Annotated in this window: 20 protein-coding genes; 12 read left to right on the top strand and 8 right to left on the bottom strand. The window is 64.8% G+C overall.

The features are described from left to right. Window positions 1-3: 3 nt before the first annotated feature. From sufC to FOY51_RS09270, 4 genes are read right to left on the bottom strand one after another with little or no spacing between them, the layout of a single operon-like run. Window positions 4-783 carry a Fe-S cluster assembly ATPase SufC gene (sufC, locus tag FOY51_RS09285; RefSeq protein ID WP_149429919.1) on the bottom strand — a complete coding sequence of 260 codons (780 nt, stop codon included), beginning with the start codon at window positions 781-783 and terminating at the stop codon, window positions 4-6. A gap of 27 nt (window positions 784-810) precedes the next feature. Beyond that, window positions 811-2,046 (bottom strand): Fe-S cluster assembly protein SufD, encoded by a 1,236-nt coding sequence (gene sufD, locus FOY51_RS09280; RefSeq protein ID WP_149429918.1) that lies wholly within the window; start codon window positions 2,044-2,046, stop codon window positions 811-813. Then, on the bottom strand, window positions 2,043-3,485 hold the full coding sequence (sufB, locus tag FOY51_RS09275) for a Fe-S cluster assembly protein SufB (RefSeq protein ID WP_149429917.1): 1,443 nt from the start codon (window positions 3,483-3,485) through the stop codon (window positions 2,043-2,045). The genes sufD and sufB overlap by 4 nt, the downstream gene beginning before the upstream one ends. A gap of 57 nt (window positions 3,486-3,542) precedes the next feature. After that, window positions 3,543-4,196: a helix-turn-helix transcriptional regulator gene (locus FOY51_RS09270; protein WP_235916231.1), complete on the bottom strand. Its 654-nt coding sequence runs from the start codon at window positions 4,194-4,196 to the stop codon at window positions 3,543-3,545. Between the two features lie 267 nt (window positions 4,197-4,463). Here FOY51_RS09270 and mptB point away from each other — a divergent pair, with 267 nt between their 5' ends. The 5 genes from mptB to FOY51_RS09245 are packed head-to-tail and all read left to right on the top strand — an operon-like array spanning window position 4,464 to window position 10,306. After that, on the top strand, window positions 4,464-6,152 hold the full coding sequence (mptB, locus tag FOY51_RS09265) for a polyprenol phosphomannose-dependent alpha 1,6 mannosyltransferase MptB (RefSeq protein WP_371830430.1): 1,689 nt from the start codon (window positions 4,464-4,466) through the stop codon (window positions 6,150-6,152). Beyond that, on the top strand, window positions 6,149-7,093 hold the full coding sequence (locus FOY51_RS09260; RefSeq protein WP_149429915.1) for an ABC transporter ATP-binding protein: 945 nt from the start codon (window positions 6,149-6,151) through the stop codon (window positions 7,091-7,093). Before mptB ends, FOY51_RS09260 begins: the two co-directional genes overlap by 4 nt. Beyond that, window positions 7,090-7,866, top strand: coding sequence for an ABC transporter permease (locus FOY51_RS09255; RefSeq protein WP_149429914.1), 777 nt, complete (start codon window positions 7,090-7,092; stop codon window positions 7,864-7,866). Before FOY51_RS09260 ends, FOY51_RS09255 begins: the two co-directional genes overlap by 4 nt. A 32-nt stretch (window positions 7,867-7,898) precedes the next feature. Beyond that, a complete protein-coding gene (locus FOY51_RS09250; RefSeq protein WP_149429913.1) occupies window positions 7,899-9,266 on the top strand; it encodes a hypothetical protein in 1,368 nt (455 codons plus the stop codon). A gap of 44 nt (window positions 9,267-9,310) precedes the next feature. After that, window positions 9,311-10,306: a COX15/CtaA family protein gene (locus tag FOY51_RS09245; protein ID WP_149429912.1), complete on the top strand. Its 996-nt coding sequence runs from the start codon at window positions 9,311-9,313 to the stop codon at window positions 10,304-10,306. Here FOY51_RS09245 and FOY51_RS09240 read toward each other — a convergent pair. After that, window positions 10,239-10,607 (bottom strand): hypothetical protein, encoded by a 369-nt coding sequence (locus FOY51_RS09240; protein ID WP_149429911.1) that lies wholly within the window; start codon window positions 10,605-10,607, stop codon window positions 10,239-10,241. The two genes, FOY51_RS09245 and FOY51_RS09240, sit on opposite strands and share 68 nt — an antisense overlap. Window positions 10,608-10,666: 59 nt before the next feature. Between FOY51_RS09240 and FOY51_RS09235 the strand changes: the two genes are divergently transcribed. Continuing rightward, window positions 10,667-11,632, top strand: coding sequence for a quinone oxidoreductase family protein (locus FOY51_RS09235; RefSeq protein ID WP_149429910.1), 966 nt, complete (start codon window positions 10,667-10,669; stop codon window positions 11,630-11,632). A 12-nt stretch (window positions 11,633-11,644) separates the two neighbouring features. Here the strand turns inward: FOY51_RS09235 and FOY51_RS09230 are convergent, their stop codons facing one another. After that, on the bottom strand, window positions 11,645-12,340 hold the full coding sequence (locus FOY51_RS09230) for a TetR/AcrR family transcriptional regulator (RefSeq protein ID WP_149429909.1): 696 nt from the start codon (window positions 12,338-12,340) through the stop codon (window positions 11,645-11,647). 102 nt (window positions 12,341-12,442) lie between these two features. Here FOY51_RS09230 and FOY51_RS09225 point away from each other — a divergent pair, with 102 nt between their 5' ends. After that, the gene (locus FOY51_RS09225) at window positions 12,443-13,939 is read left to right on the top strand and encodes an MFS transporter (protein WP_187776250.1); all 1,497 of its coding nucleotides are present in this window, start codon (window positions 12,443-12,445) and stop codon (window positions 13,937-13,939) included. 30 nt (window positions 13,940-13,969) lie between these two features. Here FOY51_RS09225 and FOY51_RS09220 read toward each other — a convergent pair whose 3' ends face one another. Beyond that, window positions 13,970-14,539 carry a TIGR03086 family metal-binding protein gene (locus tag FOY51_RS09220; RefSeq protein WP_149429908.1) on the bottom strand — a complete coding sequence of 190 codons (570 nt, stop codon included), beginning with the start codon at window positions 14,537-14,539 and terminating at the stop codon, window positions 13,970-13,972. A gap of 54 nt (window positions 14,540-14,593) precedes the next feature. After that, complete coding sequence (locus tag FOY51_RS09215; protein WP_149429907.1) at window positions 14,594-15,574, bottom strand: heme o synthase; 981 nt, start codon at window positions 15,572-15,574, stop codon at window positions 14,594-14,596. Between the two features lie 273 nt (window positions 15,575-15,847). Here FOY51_RS09215 and tkt point away from each other — a divergent pair, with 273 nt between their 5' ends. The 5 genes from tkt to pgl are packed head-to-tail and all read left to right on the top strand — an operon-like array spanning window position 15,848 to window position 22,329. Beyond that, window positions 15,848-17,947, top strand: coding sequence for a transketolase (gene tkt / locus FOY51_RS09210; RefSeq protein ID WP_149429906.1), 2,100 nt, complete (start codon window positions 15,848-15,850; stop codon window positions 17,945-17,947). Between the two features lie 3 nt (window positions 17,948-17,950). Further along, window positions 17,951-19,075, top strand: coding sequence for a transaldolase (tal, locus tag FOY51_RS09205; RefSeq protein WP_149429905.1), 1,125 nt, complete (start codon window positions 17,951-17,953; stop codon window positions 19,073-19,075). A 4-nt stretch (window positions 19,076-19,079) separates the two neighbouring features. Further along, entirely contained in the window at window positions 19,080-20,630 is a 1,551-nt protein-coding gene (zwf, locus tag FOY51_RS09200; RefSeq protein ID WP_235916208.1) for a glucose-6-phosphate dehydrogenase, read from the top strand. 57 nt (window positions 20,631-20,687) lie between these two features. Then, window positions 20,688-21,596, top strand: coding sequence for a glucose-6-phosphate dehydrogenase assembly protein OpcA (gene opcA, locus FOY51_RS09195; RefSeq protein WP_149429903.1), 909 nt, complete (start codon window positions 20,688-20,690; stop codon window positions 21,594-21,596). Then, on the top strand, window positions 21,589-22,329 hold the full coding sequence (gene pgl, locus FOY51_RS09190) for a 6-phosphogluconolactonase (protein WP_149429902.1): 741 nt from the start codon (window positions 21,589-21,591) through the stop codon (window positions 22,327-22,329). Before opcA ends, pgl begins: the two co-directional genes overlap by 8 nt. Window positions 22,330-22,441 lie beyond the last annotated feature (112 nt).

The following is a 22,441-nucleotide window of genomic DNA, read 5'->3' as shown; positions in this document are numbered from 1 at the left end:
GGGTCAGGCTCCGGCCGGCGACTTCGAAGCCGTGAAGCGGTCGTAGCCGTTGGCGTCGAGCTCTTCCGCGAGCTCCTTGCCGCCGGACTCTTCGATGCGACCGTTGATGAAAACGTGCACGAAATCGGGCTCGATGTAGCGCAGGATGCGGGTGTAGTGGGTGATCAGCAACAGACCACCGTTCTCGCGTTCCTTGTAGCGGTTGACGCCCTCGCTGACGACGCGCAGCGCGTCGACGTCGAGGCCGGAATCGGTCTCGTCGAGGATGGCGATCTTCGGCTTGAGCAGGCCGAGCTGCAGGATCTCGTGGCGCTTCTTCTCGCCGCCCGAGAAGCCCTCGTTGACGCTCCGCTCCGCGAATTCGGGGCTGATCTCGAGCTCGTTCATCGAGGTCTTGACCTCTTTGACCCAGTGCCGCAGCTTGGGTGCTTCGCCACGAACAGCGGTGGCAGCGGTGCGGAGGAAGTTCGACATCGAGACACCGGACACCTCGACCGGGTACTGCATGGCGAGGAACAAGCCCGCGCGGGCGCGCTCGTCGACGCTCATCTCGAGCACGTTTTCACCGTCGAGAGTGATCGAACCGGAGATGACCTGGTACTTGGGATGACCGGCGATCGCGTAGGACAGCGTGGACTTGCCGGAACCGTTGGGGCCCATGATCGCGTGGGTCTGACCCGACTCGATCGTGAGGTCGACACCCTTGAGGATCTGGATCGGATCGGCGTTGACGTCCGGGTTCGCGACGCTGACGTGGAGATCCTTGATTTCGAGCTTCGTCATTGGTTGCCCTTCTTCAGCTATGAGCGGCTAGACGCCGACAGCGGCAAGTTCGATTTCGATGGCGGCTTCGAGCCGTTCGCGCAGGTCCTCGACACCGATCTTGTTGATGATCTCGTGGAAGAAACCACGCACCACCAGTCGTCGCGCCTCGATCTCCGGGATGCCACGGGCACGTAGGTAGAACAGCTGCTCGTCGTCGAAACGCCCTGTGGCACTGGCGTGTCCGGCACCGACGATCTCCCCGGTCTCGATCTCGAGGTTCGGCACGGAGTCGGCACGCGCGCCGTCGGTGAGGACCAGGTTGCGATTGAGTTCGAACGTCTCGGTGCCTTCGGCTTCGGCACGGATCAGCACGTCGCCGATCCAGACCGTGTGCGCGTCGGGCTTACCCGAGTTCGGGTCGCCCTGCAGCGCACCCTTGTACTCGACGTTCGACTTGCAGTGCGGCTGTGCGTGATCCACCAGCAGTCGCTGCTCGAAATGCTGCCCGGCGTCGGCGAAGTAGAGGCCGAGCAATTCGGCATCGCCGCCGGGACCCGCATAACGCACGGTTGCGGTAAGTCGCACCAGGTCGCCACCAAGAGTGACGTTGGTGTGCCGCAGCACGGCATCGCGCCCGACCAGCGCATGGTGAGCAGTGACGTGCAACGCATCGTCGTCCCAATCCTGCACTGCCACAACGGTCAACCTGGCGCTGTCGCCGAGGACGAACTCGACGTTCTCCGCGTAGGTTCCGCTGCCACGCTGATCGATCACGACGGTCGCCTTCGCGAACGCGTCGAGCCTGATCTGGGTGTGTCCGAACGCGACGTTGCCCTCGCCGGGCCCGGTGACCACGATGTTCACCGGTTCGGCGACCTCGGTCTCCTTACCGACGGTGACGACGGTTGCGGACTCGAAGCTGGAATATGCCTGGGCGGCAACACGATCCGCGGGGGCACCTGCGACGCCGAGGCGCTCGTCGTCGCGACCCACGGTCTCGACCCGAACGGCGTCGGTGGTGCTGACGTCCACGGTCACAGCGGCATTCGCAACAGCGGTGCCGTCCTGCAATCCGCGAAGGCGACGCATCGGGGTGAACCGCCACGCCTCGTCGCGACCTGACGGCACCTCGAACTGATTCACGTCGTAAGACGTGAACACCTCGCCCTTGTTCGTCGCCGCGCCGGCGCCGGGATTTTGAACAGCGGGATTTTGAACGGGCTTGATCGTGGTGTTCTCACCCTCGACGGCGCCGATGACTCCGGTGGTTGGGGTGCTCAACCCACAGCCCCTTCCATTTGCAGTTCGATGAGCCGGTTCAGCTCGAGCGCGTATTCCATCGGGAGTTCCTTGGCGATCGGCTCGACGAAGCCGCGAACCACCATGGCCATCGCCTCGTCTTCGTTGAGACCGCGGCTCATCAGGTAGAACAGCTGATCGTCGCTGACCTTCGACACGGTGGCCTCGTGGCCCATAGTCACGTCGTCCTCGCGGATGTCGACGTACGGGTACGTATCCGACCGACTGATCTGATCGACCAGCAGCGCATCGCATTTCACGGTGCTGCGAGAGCCGTGTGCACCCTTGTTGACCTGGACGAGGCCGCGGTAGGACGCGCGGCCGCCGCCACGAGCCACCGACTTGCTGACAATGGTCGAGGTGGTGTGCGGTGCCAGGTGCAGCATCTTGGCACCGGTGTCCTGGTGCTGGCCCTCGCCTGCGAACGCCACCGACAGCACCTCGCCGTGTGCATGTTCGCCGGTCATCCACACGGCCGGGTACTTCATGGTGACCTTGGACCCGATGTTGCCGTCGATCCACTCCATGGTCGCGCCCTCTTCTGCCTTGGCGCGCTTGGTGACCAGGTTGTAGACGTTGTTCGACCAGTTCTGAATCGTGGTGTACCGGCAGCGGCCACCCTTCTTCACGATGATCTCCACGACGGCGGAGTGCAGCGAATCCGACTTGTAGATCGGCGCCGTGCAGCCCTCGACGTAGTGCACGTACGCGCCCTCGTCGACGATGATCAGGGTCCGCTCGAACTGACCCATGTTCTCGGTGTTGATGCGGAAGTACGCCTGCAGCGGGATGTCGACGTGCACGCCCGGCGGGACATAGATGAACGAACCACCGGACCAGACGGCGGTGTTCAGCGCGGAGAACTTGTTGTCACCGGCCGGGATGACGGTGCCGAAATACTGCTGGAACAGCTCGGGCTGCTCCTTGAGCGCTGTGTCCGTGTCCAGGAACAGCACGCCCTGCTTCTCCAGATCCTCGCGGATGGAGTGGTAGACCACCTCGGACTCGTACTGGGCTGCGACACCGGAGACCAGCCGCTGTTTCTCGGCTTCGGGGATGCCCAGCTTGTCGTAGGTGTTCTTGATGTCCTCGGGCAGGTCGTCCCAGGTGGCGGCTTGCTTCTCGCTGGACCGCACGAAGTACTTGATGTTGTCGAAGTCGATGCCGTCGAGATTGGAACCCCAGTTGGGCATGGGCTTGCGATCGAAGATGCGCAGCGCCTTGAGGCGAGCCTCGAGCATCCACTCCGGCTCGCTCTTCTTGGCCGAGATGTCGGCAACCACGGCGGGATTGACGCCGCGCTTGGCAGAGGCACCTGCCACGTCGGAGTCGGCCCAGCCGTACCCGTACTTACCCAGCGACGCGATGGTCTCTTCCTGGGTCAAGCTTTCCGACGGGGTCACCTGGTCTGTGACTGTCATGCGAGCTCCTTCCGGAGTCTTGTTCTTCGCCGATGCGGGCTGGGCATCGACGCTTGGCTAAACGCTTGTGGGGGCCGAGCTGTTCCGAGCCGGGCTGTTCGGAGCAACGAGCGGAACGTGGGTGGTGCAGGCGCAGTCGCCGTTGGCGATGGTTGCGAGCCGCTGTACGTGGGTGCCGAGCAGATTGCCGAAGGCGGCGGACTCCGCCTCGCAGAGTTCGGGAAACTCTTCGGCGACGTGCGACACCGGGCAATGGTGCTGGCAGATCTGCACTCCGCTGCCCACCTGGCGAGTGGTCGCCGCGAATCCCGCGCTGGTGAACGCATCGGCGATCTCGTCCGCCTTGGCGCTCAACGACGACGCGTCGTCGCTCGCTGCCGGAGTGACCTCGCCGACGATCGCCTGCACGCGCCGACGGGCGAATTCATGGATGGCCGCTTCGCCGCCGAGCTCGCGGAGCTGTCGCATGGCCGCACCGGCAAGATCGTCGTAGGCGTGCCCCAAACGACCCCTACCGACAGGCGTCAGCTGGTACTGCTTGGCGGGGCGTCCCCGACCTTTCTGCTGCCAGCTGGCCGAGGTTGCCGCGCGCGCCTCTCCTGCGTCGATCAACGCATCGAGGTGTCGGCGCACGCCTGCAGCGCTCAACCCGAGCTTGGAGCCGACCGCGGTGGCAGTGATCGGACCCTGCTCGAGCAGCAATTTCACGATTGCGGCGCGGGTGTGACCGTCGTGCGAGACGGTAACAGTGGTCGTCGCATCGACAGGCGACGAAGTCGCATCACTGCGACCTGCGCTTTCGCCATCGACACTCGTCCGCTGAACCGTTTTCACAACACCAGTGTGACGGAATTAAGTGTGGTATTCCACCAAGGGTGCCCTGGGTAACAACCGCCGCCTGGACGGGGCGTGCCCACCGCTAGGCTGCCAGGTGTGAAAGCGACGGCGGAGACTGGCGAAAGACCCGCCGTTCGCCGGTTGATCTCGCGAGGTCCGGTCGCAGTCGGTCGCCGGATACTCGGCCTCGATGTTTCCGCTTCCGATCAGACCGTGGCGCGATGGCACGGCGACGAGCCGGACGCTCCCGGCCTCGACGCGCGGGAGACGCGACAGCTGCGCCACATCCGACGCCTCGGCGCCACCGGATCGGTCTTGATGGCGATCGGCGCGCTCGGCGCGGGCGCGCAGCCGGTATTGCAGAACCCGATCCAGGGCGTGCGAATCCTGGGTCTGCCTGCCCGGATTCCCACCACGGCGCTGACGATGGCCATGACCGGCACCGTCCTCGTGGTGCTTGCCTGGCTGCTGCTGGGCAGGTTCGCAGTCGGACGATCGGCAAACGGATTGCCACCGCGGCGGATGACTCGATCGCAACTCGACCGCACTCTGTTGCTCTGGATTCTTCCGCTGACCATCGCGCCGCCGATGTTCAGCCGCGACGTCTACTCCTATCTCGCGCAGAGCGAGATCACCGCCCGCGGGCTCGATCCGTACAGCATCGGACCAGGTCAGGCGCTCGGTCTCGACAACGTGCTCACTCGAACGGTGCCCACCATCTGGCGCGATACCCCGGCGCCGTACGGACCGCTGTTCCTATGGATCGGCCGTGGCATCTCGGCGATCACCGGCGACAACATCGTTTTCGGTATCTTCCTGCACCGCTTGTGCGCGCTCGCGGGCGTCGCCCTCATCGTGTGGGCGCTCCCCCGTTTGGCGAAGCGATGCGGCGTCGCGAGCGTGAGCGCGCTGTGGCTCGGCGCCGCCAATCCGCTGCTGATCTTCCATCTCGTCTCCGGCGTTCACAACGAAGCACTGATGTTGGGACTGATGCTGGCGGGCATCGAGTTCGCGTTGCGCGCCATCGAGAAAAGCGAACCGATCACCGGGCGCAGTGCGGCGTATCTGCTGGCAGGCACCACGCTGATGGCGCTTTCCACCACCATCAAGATCACCTCGATCCTCGCGTTGGCCTTCATCTGGATGGCACTGGCCCGACGGTGGGGTCCGAGCGTGAAATCGCTGATCAAGTCGGCGCTGTATCTGGGCTCGATCACCGCGGTGGTGATCGTGGCTGTCAGCTTCGCGAGCGGACTCGGCCTCGGCTGGCTCAGCCCGGCGACCCTCGGCACCGCGAACGCCGTGCGCAGCTGGATGTCTCTACCCACGTCGATCGGCATCATGACCGGCTTCGGTGGCGTGCTGCTGGGTCTTGGCGATCACACGACTGCCGTCTTGAGCCTGACGCGACCGATCGCCGCCGTGGTCGCCGCGTTCATCATCGTCAGAATGCTGATCGCAGCCTTCACCGGTCGACTCCATCCGGTGGGTGCGCTCGGCGTATCGCTCGGCGCGCTGGTGTTGCTGTTTCCCGTCGTGCAGCCCTGGTATCTGCTCTGGGCGGTGATTCCACTCGCCGCATGGGCGACGCGAGCGGCGTTCCGAATTCCGACTATCGCGTTCTCGTCGATCGTCTGCGTGATCCTGATGCCGAACGGTGCCGAGTACAAGCCGTTCGTGATCGTCCAGGCATCGATCGCCACGATCATCGTCTGCACCATCATCATTCTCGCGACGCGCAACATCCTTCCGTGGCGTGGCGCCGTGAGCGGAGACACAGGGGCAAAGTCGAAGACGGAGACCACCGACGCTTACGCTGAATCCTCGTGACCTCTGGTGCGTCCGGCGCGACGCAGCCCGCTGTGCGGCTCGACGGCGTGACCAAAGCATTCGGTTCGATCACTGCTGTCGACGGTCTCGAACTGGTGCTGGAGCGGGCGAAAGTACTTGCGCTGCTCGGCCCCAACGGTGCGGGCAAGACCACGACCGTCGAAATGTGCGAAGGATTCGTCCGCCCCGACACGGGTTCGGTCCAGGTGCTGGGCCTCGACCCCATCGCCGACTCGGCCGAGGTGCGCTCCCGAATCGGTGTGATGCTGCAGGGCGGCGGCGCGTATCCGGGATCGCGTGCCGGTGAGATGCTGCAACTCGTCGCGTCGTATTCCGCCAATCCCCTCGACCCCGACTGGTTGTTGCGGACCCTGGGACTGCAGGACGCCACCAAGACGCCGTACCGCCGATTGTCGGGCGGCCAGCAACAACGCCTGTCGTTGGCGTGCGCACTGGTCGGCAGACCCGAACTGGTCTTCCTCGACGAACCGACGGCGGGCTTGGACGCGCAGGCGCGGCTGATGGTGTGGGACCTGATCGAGTCCTTGCGACGCGACGGCGTCAGCGTGCTGCTGACCACGCACCTGATGGACGAGGCCGAGCAACTGGCCGACGAACTGGTGATCATCGACCACGGCAAGATCGTGGCGTCGGGAACGCCGTCGGAGCTGACGACGCGGGGCGCCGAAGGTCAGCTGCATTTCTCCGCCCCGCCGAATCTGGACTTGTCGTTGTTGCAAACCGCACTGCCGGAAGGCTTTTCGCCCCGCGAAACCACACCGGGCTCCTACCTGGTGGAGGGCGATATCGACCCGCAGGTGCTCGCGACGGTGACCGCCTGGTGTGCGCGTATCGGCGTGCTGGCCACCGACCTACGCGTCGATCAGCGTCGTCTCGAAGACGTCTTCCTCGACCTGACCGGACGGGAGCTCCGCGGATGACCACAAGTCGTTTCGATTCGGGCACGTTCACGCCGGATCCCACGCCCAACGCCGCACACACGATGTTGGTCGCACAGACACGGCTCGAGCTGATTCTGTTGCTGCGCAACGGCGAACAGTTGCTGTTGACGATGTTCATTCCGATCACGCTGCTGATCGGGCTCTGCCTGCTGCCTCTCGGCAACCTCGGCGATCACCGGGTGGACACCGTGGTGCCTGCCGTGATGATGGTCGCCGTGATGTCGACGGCATTCACAGGTCAGGCGATCGCTGTCGGGTTCGACCGACGCTACGGAGCACTGAAACGGCTCGGCGCCACCGCTCTTCCCCGGTGGGGCATCATCGCGGGCAAGAGCTCCGCGGTCCTCATCGTTGTCGTACTGCAGGCAGTCCTGTTGGGCGCCATAGGTTTTGCGCTCGGCTGGCGACCCAGCATCGCAGGCCTGGCGTTGGGCGCCGTCGTCATCGCGTTGGGCACGGTGACCTTTGCGGCGATGGGCCTGCTGCTCGGCGGGACTCTGAAAGCAGAGATCGTGCTTGCCCTGGCGAACATCTTGTGGTTCATCATGCTGGGCATCGGGAGCGTGATCTTCGCCTCCGACGACCTACCGTCGGCCCTTCGGTTCATCGCGCGTCTGATTCCGTCGGGTGCACTCGCGGAAACGCTGCAGCAGGCACTGAAAGAGTCGATCGATTGGGTCGGCGTAGCCGTGCTTGCCGCCTGGGCGGCGGTCTGCGGCTGGTTGGCTGCGAGGACGTTCAAGTTCACGTGAGGCGGGTATGCGGCGCGATCGCAGCAGTCGCTATGGTTGCCCTTGTAGGTGGGAACGCGTCGGCAGCCCCGACATGGGGGCCACTGGTCCCGCAGAATCCGTTCGCGGCTCCCACCGGCACATCGACGAGCCATGGCGATCCGGCCTCGTCGGACGCAACGCCGTTCGCCGGGCCCGGCAGCGGTCCGGTTTCGGTCCGCCCGCTCCCACTCGGTGCGGCCTGCCCGACGATCCTGCAGGGCTCCGACGGCATGGTGGTTGCGCTATGCACCACGGTGATCGGTCAGATTCCGACCGTGTTTCTACTCGACACCCAGCGCGGCCCGCTGGCGGCGTTGCCGTTGGCCAAGGGCAGCTTGCTCGGTGGCGTGTACGCCTACCTGGACAATCTCGACAGGCTGGTGGTCGTCGATGGGAACCGCCGACTGGTGCGGGTGGGTCATCATCGCGGACATGACGGGACGTGGCTGCTGTCGATCGACGCCACCACCGACCTGTCGCGCGCAATTCCCGCAGGTGACAACGTCACCGGCCTGGCACCCGATACCCATGGAACTGTCTGGTTCGCGACGGCGGCAAGCCGCGTGGGCGCAGTCACGATCGACGGTCGCGTCGGAACCGTCGATCTTCCCGCCGGCGAGCAAGTCGCGAACAGCATCTCCACAGCTCCGACAGGAACCGCGGTGGCGACCACGCACGCGCTGTATCAGCTGAACATGGGTTCGGACGGCACACCGCACATCGATTGGCGTCGCACCTACGATCGCGGCACCGCACGCAAACCCGGCCAGCTGAGTTGGGGCACCGGTTCCACTCCCACGTATTTCGGGCCGTCGACAGGCGCCGAGTACCTGACCATCGTCGACAACGCCGACGCGCAGGAGCGGCTGCTGGTCTACCGCGCTGCCACCGGTGAATTGGTCTGCAGCCAACCGGTGTTGAGCCCGGGTGCGGGAAGCGAGAACTCCCCCATCGGTATCGGCAGGTCGGTGTTCGTCGCCGACACGTACGGCTATCCCTATCCCACCGTCCCGGACGGTGCGGGTCCTGCCGTGCCACCGACAGCGCCCTTCATCGGCGGGATGACGCGCGTCGACGTCGACGAATCCGGTTGTCACACGGTCTGGCAGAACCGCGTGCGCAGTGCGGCCGTCCCACACCTCTCGATCGGCGACGGGCTGCTCTACACAGCGGTGCGCAACGGCGCGACCGTCACGAGTCCGGCAGACGGCTTCTCCTTCGTCACACTCGATCCGTCGACCGGCGAGGTTCGCTCCCGCCACGACCTGCCCGGCACGGTCGTCGACGATCCGATCCAGATGTCGGCGCAGATCACGGCGCGAGGCGAGTATCTACAGGGCACGGTGACCGGAATCGTCGCCGTCGCAGCACGGCGATGAGGGTCAACGACACCGTGTAGTTGTTCGGCAACTACCATCGGGGCGTGCTGTATCGCGGCTTCGTCAACCTGGTGGATCGATTGCCCCTTCCGTCGCTGCGGGTGCAGAAGCTGATCGCGTTTCTGGTGATCGCCACGCAGGCCGGCATCTCCGTGACCGGCGCCATCGTCCGCGTGACCGCATCCGGTCTCGGCTGCCCCACCTGGCCGCAATGCTTCCCCGGCAGCTTCACACCGGTCGGCGTATCCGAAGTCCCGGTGATTCACCAGCTGGTCGAATTCGGCAACCGCATGCTCACCTCGATCGTCGTGATCGTCGCGGCGCTGATCGTGCTGGCGGTGACCCGCGCGCATCGCAGGCGTGACGTGATCGTGTTCGCCTGGCTGATGCCCGCAGGCACCGTGGTCCAGGCAATTCTCGGTGGAATCACTGTGCGGACCGGACTGCTGTGGTGGACGGTCGCCGTCCATCTGCTGGCGTCGATGGCGATGGTGTGGCTTGCGACGCTGCTCTACGTCAAGGTCACCGAACCCGACGACGCGACAACGAGTCCTGCGATTCCGGAATCGCTGCGGTGGCTGATCGGGCTGGCGGGCGTCGCGCTGACCGGTGTGCTGATTGCGGGGACCCTGGTCACCGGTGCCGGTCCGCATGCGGGTGACAAGAGCCTGGACCGCGTGGTGCCTCGGCTGCAGATCGAGATAGTGACGCTGGTCCACGTCCATGCCGAACTGCTGATCGGGTACCTGGCGCTGCTGGTCGGACTCGGTTTCGGGCTGTACGCGGTCGACGCGTCGAAGGCCGTCAAGCTGCGGTTACAGGTGCTGCTGGCACTCGTTCTCGGTCAGGCTCTCATCGGGATCGTGCAGTACTTCACCGATGTGCCCGCGGCTCTGGTCGCGATGCACGTCGGTGGCGCGACACTGTGCGTTGCAGCGACAGCTGCGTTGTGGGCGTCAGCGCGAGTGCGGGCTACGACTGATTTCGCGGCTTCGGAAAGCCCCGCGTCTGCTGGGCAACCCAGCCTGCCATCTTCTTGACGTGACCTGCGCGCGGCGTCACGACCGACGTCAGCTCGCGCGTCCACTCCGACACGGTGATCGCGGAGAAATGGTCGACGACGGCACGCGCCGTGTCGAGATCCTTGACCATTTCGTCGCCGAGGACGCCGTCGGCACCGACGAGGGTTATCCGAACGCCCATCCGTCCGACAGGCTGGAGAACGGCGCTCGCCGACTCGCCGTGGTCGGACAGAAACTTGGTCAACGACTTAACGACACCGCTCGGCAACTTCACCGCGGGTGCTTTCACATCGTCCGTCGACTGCGCATCTGTGGTCATGCCCTGACAATACTGGCCCGTACCGGCCGGTAACAGCAGGCCCGTGTAGAACGGAGTCCATGCGCGCAATCCAGGTATCGCAGACCGGTGGACCCGAGGTCCTCACGCCCGCCGAACTCCCCGACCCGACGATCGGCGCACGGCAATTGCTGGTGCGGACGGAGGCGATCGGCATCAATTTCATCGACACTTACATCCGCAGCGGCGCCTACGCGCAAGCGATGCCGTACGTCCCCGGCTCGGAGGGCACCGGGGTGGTCGAGGCGATCGGCACCGACGTGACCGACGTAGCAGTCGGCGATCGCGTCGCGTGGGCAGCCGCGCCGGGCAGCTATGCCGAGAAGGTGGCCGTCGATGTCGACAATGCCGTCCCTGTTCCGGACGGAGTCAACCCGTCGGAGGCGGCTTCCGTTCTGCTGCAAGGGATGACGGCGCACTACCTGCTGAAGTCGGTGTTCCCCGCGCAGTCCGGCGACACGGTTCTGATGCACGCCGGAGCCGGCGGTGTCGGCCTCATCCTGACGCAGCTGGCGGCAGCTGCGGGGGTTCGCGTGATCACCACGGTCTCGACCGACGAGAAGGAAGAGCTGTCCCGCGCCGCGGGCGCCGCGGAGGTGCTGCGCTACGGCGACGATCTGGCCGATCGGGTGCGTGAGCTGACCGACGGGGTCGGCGTTGCCGCCGTATACGACGGCGTCGGCAAGGACACCTTCGACGCCAGTCTTGTCTCACTGCGAATTCGCGGCACCCTTGCGTTGTTCGGCGCCGCGAGCGGCAAGGTGCCCCCGTTCGATCCGCAGCGCCTCAATCCAGCGGGTTCGCTGTTCCTGACCCGACCCACACTCGCGCACTACACCCGCGACCGCGAGGAGTTGCTATGGCGCTCGGGTGACGTCCTTGCCGCAATTGCGAACGGCACGTTGAAGATCCGGATCGGTGGCGAATACCCTCTTGCCGACGCCGCCCGGGCCCACACCGATCTGGAAGGCCGCAAGACCACCGGCTCGATCGTGCTGCTCCCATAGTCGCAAAATCCTTCACCGCGGTTCGAGTACGCCGATCACGCGACGAACCACTGTTTCAGCCGCGTTCACGTCTTGCAGCACGGAACTTCGGACTTCGTCGCGTGGGGCGTCGGTGTCGCTCAGCCGCAGCAGCGCCGTGAGGTGAACCTGCCACAGCGTGATCAGGGCGGACCCCGCAATCCGAGCTTGCGGTGCGTCCTCGTTGCTGTTCCATTGCGCAGCTACAGCTTTCGCGCCCAGGCTGGTGAGCGCCTCGACCCGCTCGGCCGTGGCTGCGCGTAGCGCCGGGTGTGACTGCACCAACTCGGTGAAGGCGTGGACCATCCGCAGGGAATCGCCATCGTAGGCAAAACGTGCGAGTTCGGTGCGGTCGAGTTGCTCCACCTCGACGTGAATTTGGGCGACGACCGACGCGATCACGTCGCCACGTTGCTGCGCCGCTAGGCGCAACGTCTCGGCCAACGCTTCGCCTCGGTCGAAAAGAAGCGATTCCTTGGTGGCGAAGTGATTCCAGACGGTCTTGGTCGATACATCGCACGCCGTGGCGACATCCGAGACCCTTACGTTGTCGAACCCTCGCTCGAGGAACATGGCGGTTGCGGTATCGGACAAACGGCGCCTGAGGGCACGCCGCTTCCGCTCACGCAGGGTGGACGCCTGCGTCGCCACGCTCTCGCGATCGGTGTATCCCTCCGAATCGGATGTCATGGTGCGCATTGTGCCTTCTTCGCCTACCGTGGTGAATAATTACACTGAGTGTAAAACGAGCGGCTCGATCCGACGCGGATCGAGTCGGAACGGATCGATGCGATGAACGCCGAATTGCGCGGCCCCGACACAGCTCGGGCAACCGACACCGTCAACATGCGATCGCCGGGCTACCAGCGGTGGTTGGCACTGGCAGTCCTCAGCCTCGCCCAACTGATGGATGTCCTCGACGGCACGATCATCAACATCGCACTTCCGAGCGCACAGCAAGACCTGGGTTTCAGCTCCGACAGTCGCGAATGGCTGGTCACCGGGTACGCGCTGGCGTACGGGAGTCTGTTGCTTTTCGGAGGCCGCCTCAGTGATCGATTCGGCCGCAAGCGCCTGTTTCTCATCGGCCTCATCGGCTTCGCCGCCTCCTCTGCAGTCGGCGGCGCTTCGGGAACGTTCGAGGTGCTTTTGGGTGCGCGCATTGCACAAGGAGTATTCGCAGCGGCACTTGCCCCGGCTGCGCTGTCCCTCGTATCGGTCACGTTCTCCCAGAATGCGTCCGAACGCGGCCGTGCGTTCGCCGTTTTCGGAGCCGTGTCCGGTATGGGCGGCGCAATAGGTCTCACCGCCGGCGGCCTGCTCGTCGACGCCCTGTCCTGGCGCTGGTGTCTCTATGTCAACATCGCGATCGCCTGCGTCGCCGCGCTTGGCGCCGTTGTCGTAGTTCGCGACGATGAGTCGGACGACAACGTGCGCACACTCGACATGCCGGGTGCCTTCGCGATCGCTGCAGGACTTTTCGGCATCGTGTTCGGGTTCACGAACTCAGCCACGCACGGCTGGAGCGATCTACGAACGATGCTTCCTCTGATCGTCGGCGCAATTCTGATCGCCGGATTCGTCCAGCGAGAGAGGACTACGACACATCCACTTCTGCCGTTGTCGATCATCCTGGACCGCACCCGCGGGGCGGCGTACCTGGCGATTGCAATCGTCGGCGTCGGGGCGTTCGCGGTCTTTCTCTACCTCTCGTACTACCTTCAGCAGACCTTGGGTTGGTCCGCACTACATGCCGGGGTTGCGTTCCTCCCCTTCGCATTCGCGTTGATCGTCGGCGCAGGCATATCGGGATCGGTCCTTCTGCCCCGGTTCGGACCGCGACCCGTCATCCCCGTCGGATGCATCTTTGCGGCAGCAGCGCTGGTCCTCTTGACGCGTATCGGTCTGGACTCGACCTACTCGGCCGGCGTATTGCCGTCCATCCTCTTGTCGGGATTCGGTACAGGCCTCGTTTTCGGATCGGCACAGAACGTCGCAACGTTCGATGTCGACAGTGCCGACTCGGGAGTTGCCTCAGCGTTGGTGAACACGATGCAGCAGGTCGGCGGCTCGATAGGCCTGGCGGTATTCACGTCGGTCAGCGTCAGCGCGGTCGACCACTATCTCGCCGACAACCCGAATCGCAATGCGGTGCAAGCACAGACCCTCGCCGCCCTGTCGAGCTACCACACAGTTTTCTGGGCTGGTGCCGCAGTTTTCCTCGGTGGCGCACTACTCACCGCCTGCATCTTCCGTTCGGGAAAGTTACCGCTGGTGGCGACACAGTAGACGCGACGCCCGAACTCAGGACGTGGCCGATCAGTTCAGATCGCGCCCCGACAGCGCTACCGCTCGTTCGAAGTCGGACGCATCGGCCGGGACTGCGGTCGGTTCGCCGAACCCGTCGTACTGGCGATACACCTCGGCCTGTTCGGTGACGATGTCGAGTAACAGCGCGCCCGATGCCGAATCGGCTCGAAACGTCTGGCCGGTGGCTTCGGCAACGTCCCAGCCGTGTAGCAGCAGCTCCATGAACAGCATCTTGGCGATGTCGCCGGCCGCCATTGCCTGACCGCCCATGTCTATCTCGCCGTCCCATGCCGCGGGCTCGTTCCACGCGGCGACTGCCTTGTCCAGTTGTGCGGCGAACGCGGTGGCCCACTGCGGGTCGGCAGTGAAGTCACGGTCGGCAAGATCGTCGGGGTACGGCTGCCGGAGCGCTCGCAGTTCCATGCCGGTACCGGCGTAGGCGACCCAGTGATTGACGAGGGTGCGAGTGTCGAACTCGGGACAGGGCGTCGAAGTGCCTGCGAGCTGCGCATCCGTGATGCCTGCAGCGATCCGGGCGGCTTCGGTTGCGCTGTCTGCGATCTGAGCTTGGAAGGTCATGCAGATCACGCTATTGCGTGCCGATCACTCGCTATTGAACAAACGCGACAGACGTCAGAAAAGGTGTCCGACGGTCGACCAGCCGAGCACGGAATCCACTGCCAGACCGCAGAACACCACAGCCAGATAGTTGTTCGACTGCAGGAACAGTTTGAGCGGTTTGACCGACTCGCCACGCCGCACACCGGCATACAGCTGGTGCGCCATCAGGAGGAACCAGGCGCCCGCGACGAGCGCCACGGCGCCGTAGATCGCCCCGGTGGCCGGGACCAGCGCCAGCGTGGCCAGCACGGTCAGCCAGGTGTAGATGACGATCTGCTTGGTGACCACCTGCTCGGTGGCGACGACGGGCAGCATCGGCACGCCGGCCGCTTTGTAGTCTTCCTTGTAACGCATGGCGAGCGCCCAGGTGTGTGGCGGAGTCCAGAAGAAGATGACGGCGAACATGACGATCGCCTGCCATCCGATGTTCCCGGTCACCGCGGACCAACCGACGAGGACCGGCATGCACCCGGCCGCGCCGCCCCAGACGACGTTCTGCGAGGTGCGGCGCTTCAAACCGAGGGTGTAGACGAAGACGTAGAAGAGGATGGTCGCAACGACCAGCAGGCCGCTGAGCAGGTTCGCCCGCCACCAGAGCCAGGCGAACGAGCCCAAGCCGAGGACGACACCGAAGATCAGAGCGTTCAGACGCGGAACGGCTTCGCGGGCCAGCGGACGGCGAGCGGTGCGCTTCATCACCTTGTCGATATCGGCGTCGGCAACGCAGTTCAGCGTGTTCGCGCTGGCAGCGCCCATCCAGCCACCGAAAAGGGTGCTCAGAATCAGGCCGATGTCCACGCTGCCACGGTGGGCAAGGAGCATGGCCGGAATCGTCGCGACGAGGAGGAGCTCGATTACACGCGGCTTGGTCAACGCAAGGTATGCCAGCGGGCGGGCGATCAGCGGGTTACGCGACGTCTCGACGACTTCGTCGCCGGATTTCGGTACGGGGCTGCCGAGGCCATGGCCACCGGACTGTTGCCCTATCCGCACAATCTCTCCTCGCACCACCCGCACACATGCCGAATTCGGCCTTCGAAGCAGCCGACGGCTCGAGGCACGGTGCAGCTACTACGCACGATGGTAGACGCCGGTCCGACCGCCATATCGGTGAACCCCCATCAGGGGGCCGCACGCGAGCCCGCACCGATCCGTGATTGGAGCGACATTAGGGTCGACACGGAACTAGGGTGGTAACCGGACCCAGAATTCCCAGCACCGGACATCCCGCAATCAGCCACATTCAAGGTCAGGAGACTTCTGCTCGTGTCGATCACAGACGACATCCAAGTTCTCACCGAGGCACACCATCCTTCGGATTGGACTGACCTGGACACCAGGGCCGTCGACACAGTCCGAGTTCTCGCCGCAGACGCGGTGCAGAAAGTCGGCAACGGCCACCCTGGCACCGCGATGAGCCTTGCACCGTTGGCCTACACGCTCTTTCAGCGCCAGATGCGCCACGACCCCGACGATCCGACCTGGCTCGGCCGCGACCGCTTCGTGCTGTCTTGCGGCCACTCCAGCCTGACGCTGTACCTGCAGCTCTACCTCGGCGGCTTCGGCTTGGAACTGGCCGACATCGAGGCCCTGCGCACGTGGGATTCCAAGACTCCCGGCCACCCGGAGTTCCGTCATACCAAGGCTGTCGAGATCACCACCGGCCCGCTGGGTCAGGGCCTCGCATCGGCGGTAGGCATGGCGATGGCGTCTCGGCGCGAGCGCGGCCTGTTCGATCCGGACGCCGCCGAAGGCACCAGCCCGTTCGATCACTTCATCTACGTGATCGCATCCGACGGTGACATCGAAGAGGGCATCACATCGGAAGCGTCGTCGTTGGCGGGCACACAGGAGCTCGGCAATCTGATCCTCTTCTACGACGACAACAAGATCTCGATCGAGCACGACACCACCATCGCGTTGTCCGAGGACACCGCCAAGCGCTACGAGGCATACGGCTGGCATGTCCAGGTTGTCGAGGGCGGCGAGAACGTCGTCGGGATCGAAGAGGCGATCGCCGCTGCCAAAGCGGTGACCGACAAGCCGTCGATCATCGTCTTGCGCACCATCATCGGCTTCCCTGCGCCCACCAAGATGAACTCGGGTGACGTGCACGGCTCGGCGCTGGGCGCCGACGAGGTTGCCGCCGTCAAGAAGGTGCTCGGGTTCGATCCCGAGAAGTCCTTCGAGGTCAGCGACGACGTCATCGCGCACACTCGCGAACTGCAGGCCCGCGGTCGCGCGGCACACGCGGAGTGGGACAAGGGTTTCGAGGCGTGGGCGGCACGCGACGGCGAGCGGAAGAAGCTGCTCGACCGGTTGACCGCCGACGAACTGCCCGACGGTTGGGCCGACGTATTGCCGACGTGGGAACCGGGCAGCAAGGGCATCGCGACCCGCGCGGCGTCCGGTGACGTGCTGAGCGCGCTCGGCCCGGTGCTTCCCGAGCTCTGGGGCGGCTCCGCCGACCTCGCGGGCAGCAACAACACCACGATCAAGGGCGCCGACTCCTTTGGTCCGACGTCCATCGCGACCAAGGATTGGAACGCGACGCCGTACGGCCGCACCCTGCACTTCGGAATTCGCGAGCATGCGATGGGCGCGATCCTCAGCGGCATCGTGCTGCACGGGCCGACTCGTGCGTACGGCGGAACCTTCATGCAGTTCAGCGACTACATGCGTCCGGCAGTACGGCTCGCGTCGCTGATGGACATCGATCCCATCTACGTCTGGACGCACGATTCGATCGGACTCGGCGAAGACGGCCCGACGCACCAGCCGGTGGAGCATCTCGCCGCGCTGCGCGCCATTCCGAACCTCAGCGTGGTTCGGCCCGGCGATGCCAACGAGACGGCGTTCGCATGGAAGACGGTCATCGCGCGGTCGAGCAGCAGCGGTCCGGTGGGTCTGGCATTGACTCGCCAGGGTGTACCGATCCTGGAGGGCACCAACGCCGAGGGCGTGGCCAAGGGTGGCTACATCCTGGCCGAATCCTCCACTCCCGCACCCGATGTCATCATCATCGGCACCGGCTCGGAACTACAACTGGCCGTCGAAGCTCGGACCGCACTGGAAGCTCAGGGCATCGGTACCCGAGTGGTGTCCATGCCGTGTGTCGAGTGGTTCGACAGCCAGGATCAGAACTATCGCGATCAGGTGCTGCCACCGACGGTGAAGGCCCGCGTGTCCGTGGAAGCGGGCATCGCGATGCCGTGGTACCGCCTTGTCGGCGGATATGGCGAGATCGTGTCGCTCGAGCATTACGGTGCGTCGGCGGATGCCAACACACTGTTCCGCGAGTTCGGTTTCACGCCCGAAGCAGTCGTTGCTGCCGCGCAACGCTCCATCACCAATGTGAAGGGATAACCCATGACTCAGAATGCGAATCTGGCCGCGCTGTCCGAGGCCGGCGTCTCGGTGTGGCTCGACGATCTGTCCCGTGAGCGAATCAAGTCCGGCAACCTTGCGGACCTGATCGCCACTCGCTCGATCGTGGGCGTCACCACCAACCCGTCGATCTTCCAGGCTGCCCTGTCGAAAGGCGAAGCCTACGACGAGCAGGTGAACGAACTCGCCGCTCGCGGTGCCGATGTCGAGGCGACCATCCGCACTGTCACCACCGACGACGTGCGCAACGCGTGCGACATCTTCGCGCCGGTGTTCGAGGCGAGCGGCGGCGCCGACGGCCGCGTGTCGATCGAGGTCGATCCGTTCCTCGCGAACGAGACCGACAAGACCATCGCCCAGGCCATCGAGCTCTGGAAGATCGTCGACCGGCCGAACGTGCTGATCAAGATTCCCGCAACGCAGGCAGGCATTCCCGCTATTGCCAAGGCCATCGGCGAAGGCATCAGCGTCAACGTGACGCTGATCTTCTCGGTCGAGCGCCACCAGGCCGTGATGGGCGCCTACCTCGACGGGTTGGAGGCCGCCAAAGCCGCTGGTCACGACCTGTCGAAGATCTATTCGGTGGCATCGTTCTTCGTCTCCCGCGTGGACACCGAGATCGATGCGCAGCTGGACAAGATCGGAACCGACGAGGCGCTCGCGCTTCGCGGCAAGGCCGGCGTCGCGAACGCTCGCTTGGCGTACGACGCCTACCAGGAGGTTTTCGAGACCGGCAGCCGCTTCCCCGATCTCGCAGCAGCGGGTGCCAACGTGCAGCGGCCGCTGTGGGCGTCGACGGGTGTCAAGAACCCCGACTACTCGGACACGCTCTACGTCACCGAGCTGGTCGCGCCCAACACTGTGAACACGATGCCGGAGAAGACGCTCGAGGCTGTCGCCGATCACGGAACCGTCACCGGTGACACGGTCACCGGTCGGACTGCGGAGTCGAAGAAGGTGTTCGACGATCTGACGGCGGCGGGCATCGATCTGCCGGGCGTCTTCGTGACCCTCGAGACAGAGGGAGTCGAGAAGTTCACCAAATCGTGGCAGGAACTTCTCGATGCCACGACCGAGCAGTTGCAGGCAGCACAGCAGAAGGGCTGACCCGGTGGCCGAATCGACCACCACCAGCACCGCCGATTGGGTGAACCCGCTTCGCGACGAACGCGACAAGCGGGTCCCCCACATCGCAGGCCCGTGCAGCCTCGTGATCTTCGGCGTCACCGGCGATCTCGCGCGCAAAAAGGTGATGCCCGCGGTGTACGACCTCGCCAATCGCGGCCTGCTCCCGCCCGGGTTCGCCCTCGTGGGGTTCGCACGCCGCGACTGGGAGCACGAGGACTTCGCGAAGATCGTGCTCGACGCGGTGAAAGACCATGCGCGCACCCCGTTTCGGCAAGAGGTGTGGGATCGGCTTGCCGAAGGTGTGCGCTTCGTCCAAGGCACGTTCGACGACGACAAGGCGTTCGCCACCTTGGCCGACACCTTGCACAAGCTCGACGGCGAACGCGGAACCGGCGGCAATCACGCGTTCTACCTTGCAATTCCACCCGACTCCTTCCCGGTGGTACTCGGTCAGCTCTCGAAGGCGGGGCTGGCGGAGCCGGAGGACGGTCAGTGGCGTCGGGTGGTGATCGAGAAGCCCTTCGGACACGACCTGGCGAGCGCGAAAGAACTCAATTCGCTTGTCAACAAGACCTTTCCGGAGAAGTCGGTGTTCCGCATCGACCACTACCTAGGCAAGGAGACGGTCCAGAACATCTTGGCGCTGCGCTTTGCAAACCAGTTGTTCGAGCCGATCTGGAACGCCAACTACGTCGATCATGTGCAGATCACGATGGCCGAGGATATCGGCCTCGGCGGTCGCGGCGGCTACTACGATGGCATCGGTGCCGCACGCGATGTGATCCAGAACCACCTGCTGCAACTCCTCGCATTCACCGCGATGGAAGAACCGATCAACTTCCATCCGAAAGAGCTGCAGGCGGAAAAAGTGAAGGTGCTCTCGGCCGTCAAGTTGGTGGAGCCCTTGGACGAGACCACCTCGCGCGGTCAGTACGCCGCAGGGTGGCAGGGCGGCGAACAGGTCGTCGGGCTGCTGGACGAGGAAGGCTTCTCGAAGGACTCCAAGACCGAGACGTTCGCGGCGATCACGCTTGCGGTCGACACCCGGCGCTGGGCGGGCGTGCCGTTCTACCTGCGAACCGGTAAACGGTTGGGCCGTAGGGTCACCGAAATCGCTGTCGTGCTGAAGCGAGCTCCACATCTGCCATTCGATTCCACGATGACCGAAGAACTCGGCCAGAACGCCTTCGTCGTTCGCGTGCAGCCGGACGAGGGTGTCACCATGCGGTTCGGTTCCAAGGTGCCGGGCTCGAGCATGGAGGTCCGCGACGTGAACATGGACTTCAGCTACGGCTCGGCGTTCACCGAGTCGTCCCCAGAAGCCTACGAACGCCTGATACTGGATGTGCTGCTCGGTGAACCGTCGCTGTTCCCGGTCAACGAGGAAGTCGAATTGTCCTGGGAGATACTCGATCCCGTGCTCGACCACTGGGCCAAGTCGGGAGCGCCGGAATCGTACGAGTCCGGCGGTTGGGGTCCGGCGTCCGCCGACGCGATGATGGAACGCACCGGCCGCCAATGGCGGCGTCCATGAAAAGGCTGTCCATGAAGAGGCTGTCCGTGAGGTCCGACCATTGAAGGGCAGGACGCGATGATTGTCGACATTCCGGCCACCACCACGGTCGCGATCAACAAGAAGTTGGTGGAGGTCCTCGAGAGCAGCGGCGCCGTCACGCAGGGGCGCGTACTCACCCTGGTGGTGTGCGCGCTCGACGACGAGGACACCGAAGCGGCAATCGAAGCCGCCAACGAGGCGAGCAAGGAACATCCGTGCCGGGTGATCGTCCTCGCTCGCGCCGACCGTTCCGCGGACACCAAGTTGGATGCGCAGATCCGGATCGGCGGCGACGCGGGGGCGTCGGAGGTGCTGGTTCTTCGGCTGTTCGGCGAACTGTCCGAGCACGAAAGCAGCGTCGTCACACCGTTTTTGCTGCCGGATACGCCGGTCGTCGTGTGGTGGCCCCGTGGTGCGCCTGCCGATCCCGCCGAGGACCCGGTGGGTCGGCTCGCTGTTCGCCGCATCACCGACGCCACCTTCACCGATGATCCGATGGCAACCATCAAGGCGCGCGGCGCCAGCTACACGAGCGGGGATACCGATCTCTCGTGGGCGCGGGTCACCTACTGGCGAGCATTGCTCACCTCCGCGCTCGACGAACCGCCGTTCGAGCCCGTGGAAAAGGTGGTTGTCTCCGGGTTGAAAGACGAACCGGCGCTCGACGTGATGGCCGGCTGGCTGGCGATTCGGTTGCAGTGCCCCGTGCAGCGATCGGTCGGCGACCTTGCTGTCGAGCTGCATCGCGCGAAGTCGACGGTCACATTGACCCGGCCGCAAACCGGACGTACGGCGACGCTGAGCCGAACCGGACAGCCGGACAAATTACTCGCACTGCCCCGCAGGTCGACCAGCGAATGTCTTGCCGAGGATCTGCGCCGTCTCGACCCCGACGAAATTTACGAATCCGCACTCGAAGGTCTGGAGTTGGTCAGCTATGAGTGACACCGTTATCGAGCGCTACTCGGATACCGAAGCCCTGATCGCCGCCGCGGCAACGAGATTCGTCGACACCGTCGTTGCTGCGCAGTCGGCTCGCGGGACGGCATCGGTAGTGCTGACGGGTGGCGGCACCGGCATCGGTTTGCTGAAGAAGCTGCGCAGCGAATCCGGTGACATCGACTGGTCGAAGCTCGACATCTACTGGGGTGACGAGCGATTCGTGCCCGCCGACGATTCCGAACGCAACGAGCTGCAGGCCCGAGACGCCCTGCTCGATCACGTCGCGGTCGATCCGACCCGGGTGTTTCCGATGGCGGCGTCGGACGGCGAGTTCGGCAACGATCCGAATGCCGCAGCAACCGCATACGCAGCGACCCTTGCCGCAAACGCCGGCGGCACCGGCGTTCCCGCGTTCGATATTCACCTGCTCGGGATGGGCGGTGAAGGCCACATGAACTCGTTGTTCCCGCACACGGACGCGGTACGCGAGAAGCAGGATTTCGTTGTTGCGGTGCAGGATTCACCGAAACCGCCGCCGGTTCGAGTGACCCTCACGCTGCCCGCGGTGCAGGCCGCCAAGCAGGTGTGGCTGGTGGTGTCCGGCGCCGAGAAGGCCGACGCCGTCGCCGCAGCGGTCGGCGGAGCCGATCCGGACGACGTGCCCTCCGCTGGAGCGCATGGCACCGACGCCACCGTATGGCTGCTCGACGAGGCCGCCGCGAGCAAACTCGACTGAGCGCTCACGGCAGTTCGTCGCCTCCGTCGTTCGGCCGTGCACGCGGTGTGTTGTTGCCGTGCTCGGAGCCTGGCGCAGTACGGCAACCTCCTCTGATCGCAGGACGCGAACG

Origin of the sequence: Antrihabitans cavernicola (assembly GCF_008297975.1) — a bacterium.
Taxonomy (GTDB): domain Bacteria; phylum Actinomycetota; class Actinomycetes; order Mycobacteriales; family Mycobacteriaceae; genus Antrihabitans; species Antrihabitans cavernicola.
Note: the sequence above shows the minus strand (reverse complement) of the source record. Positions and strands in the feature narration are given on the sequence as shown.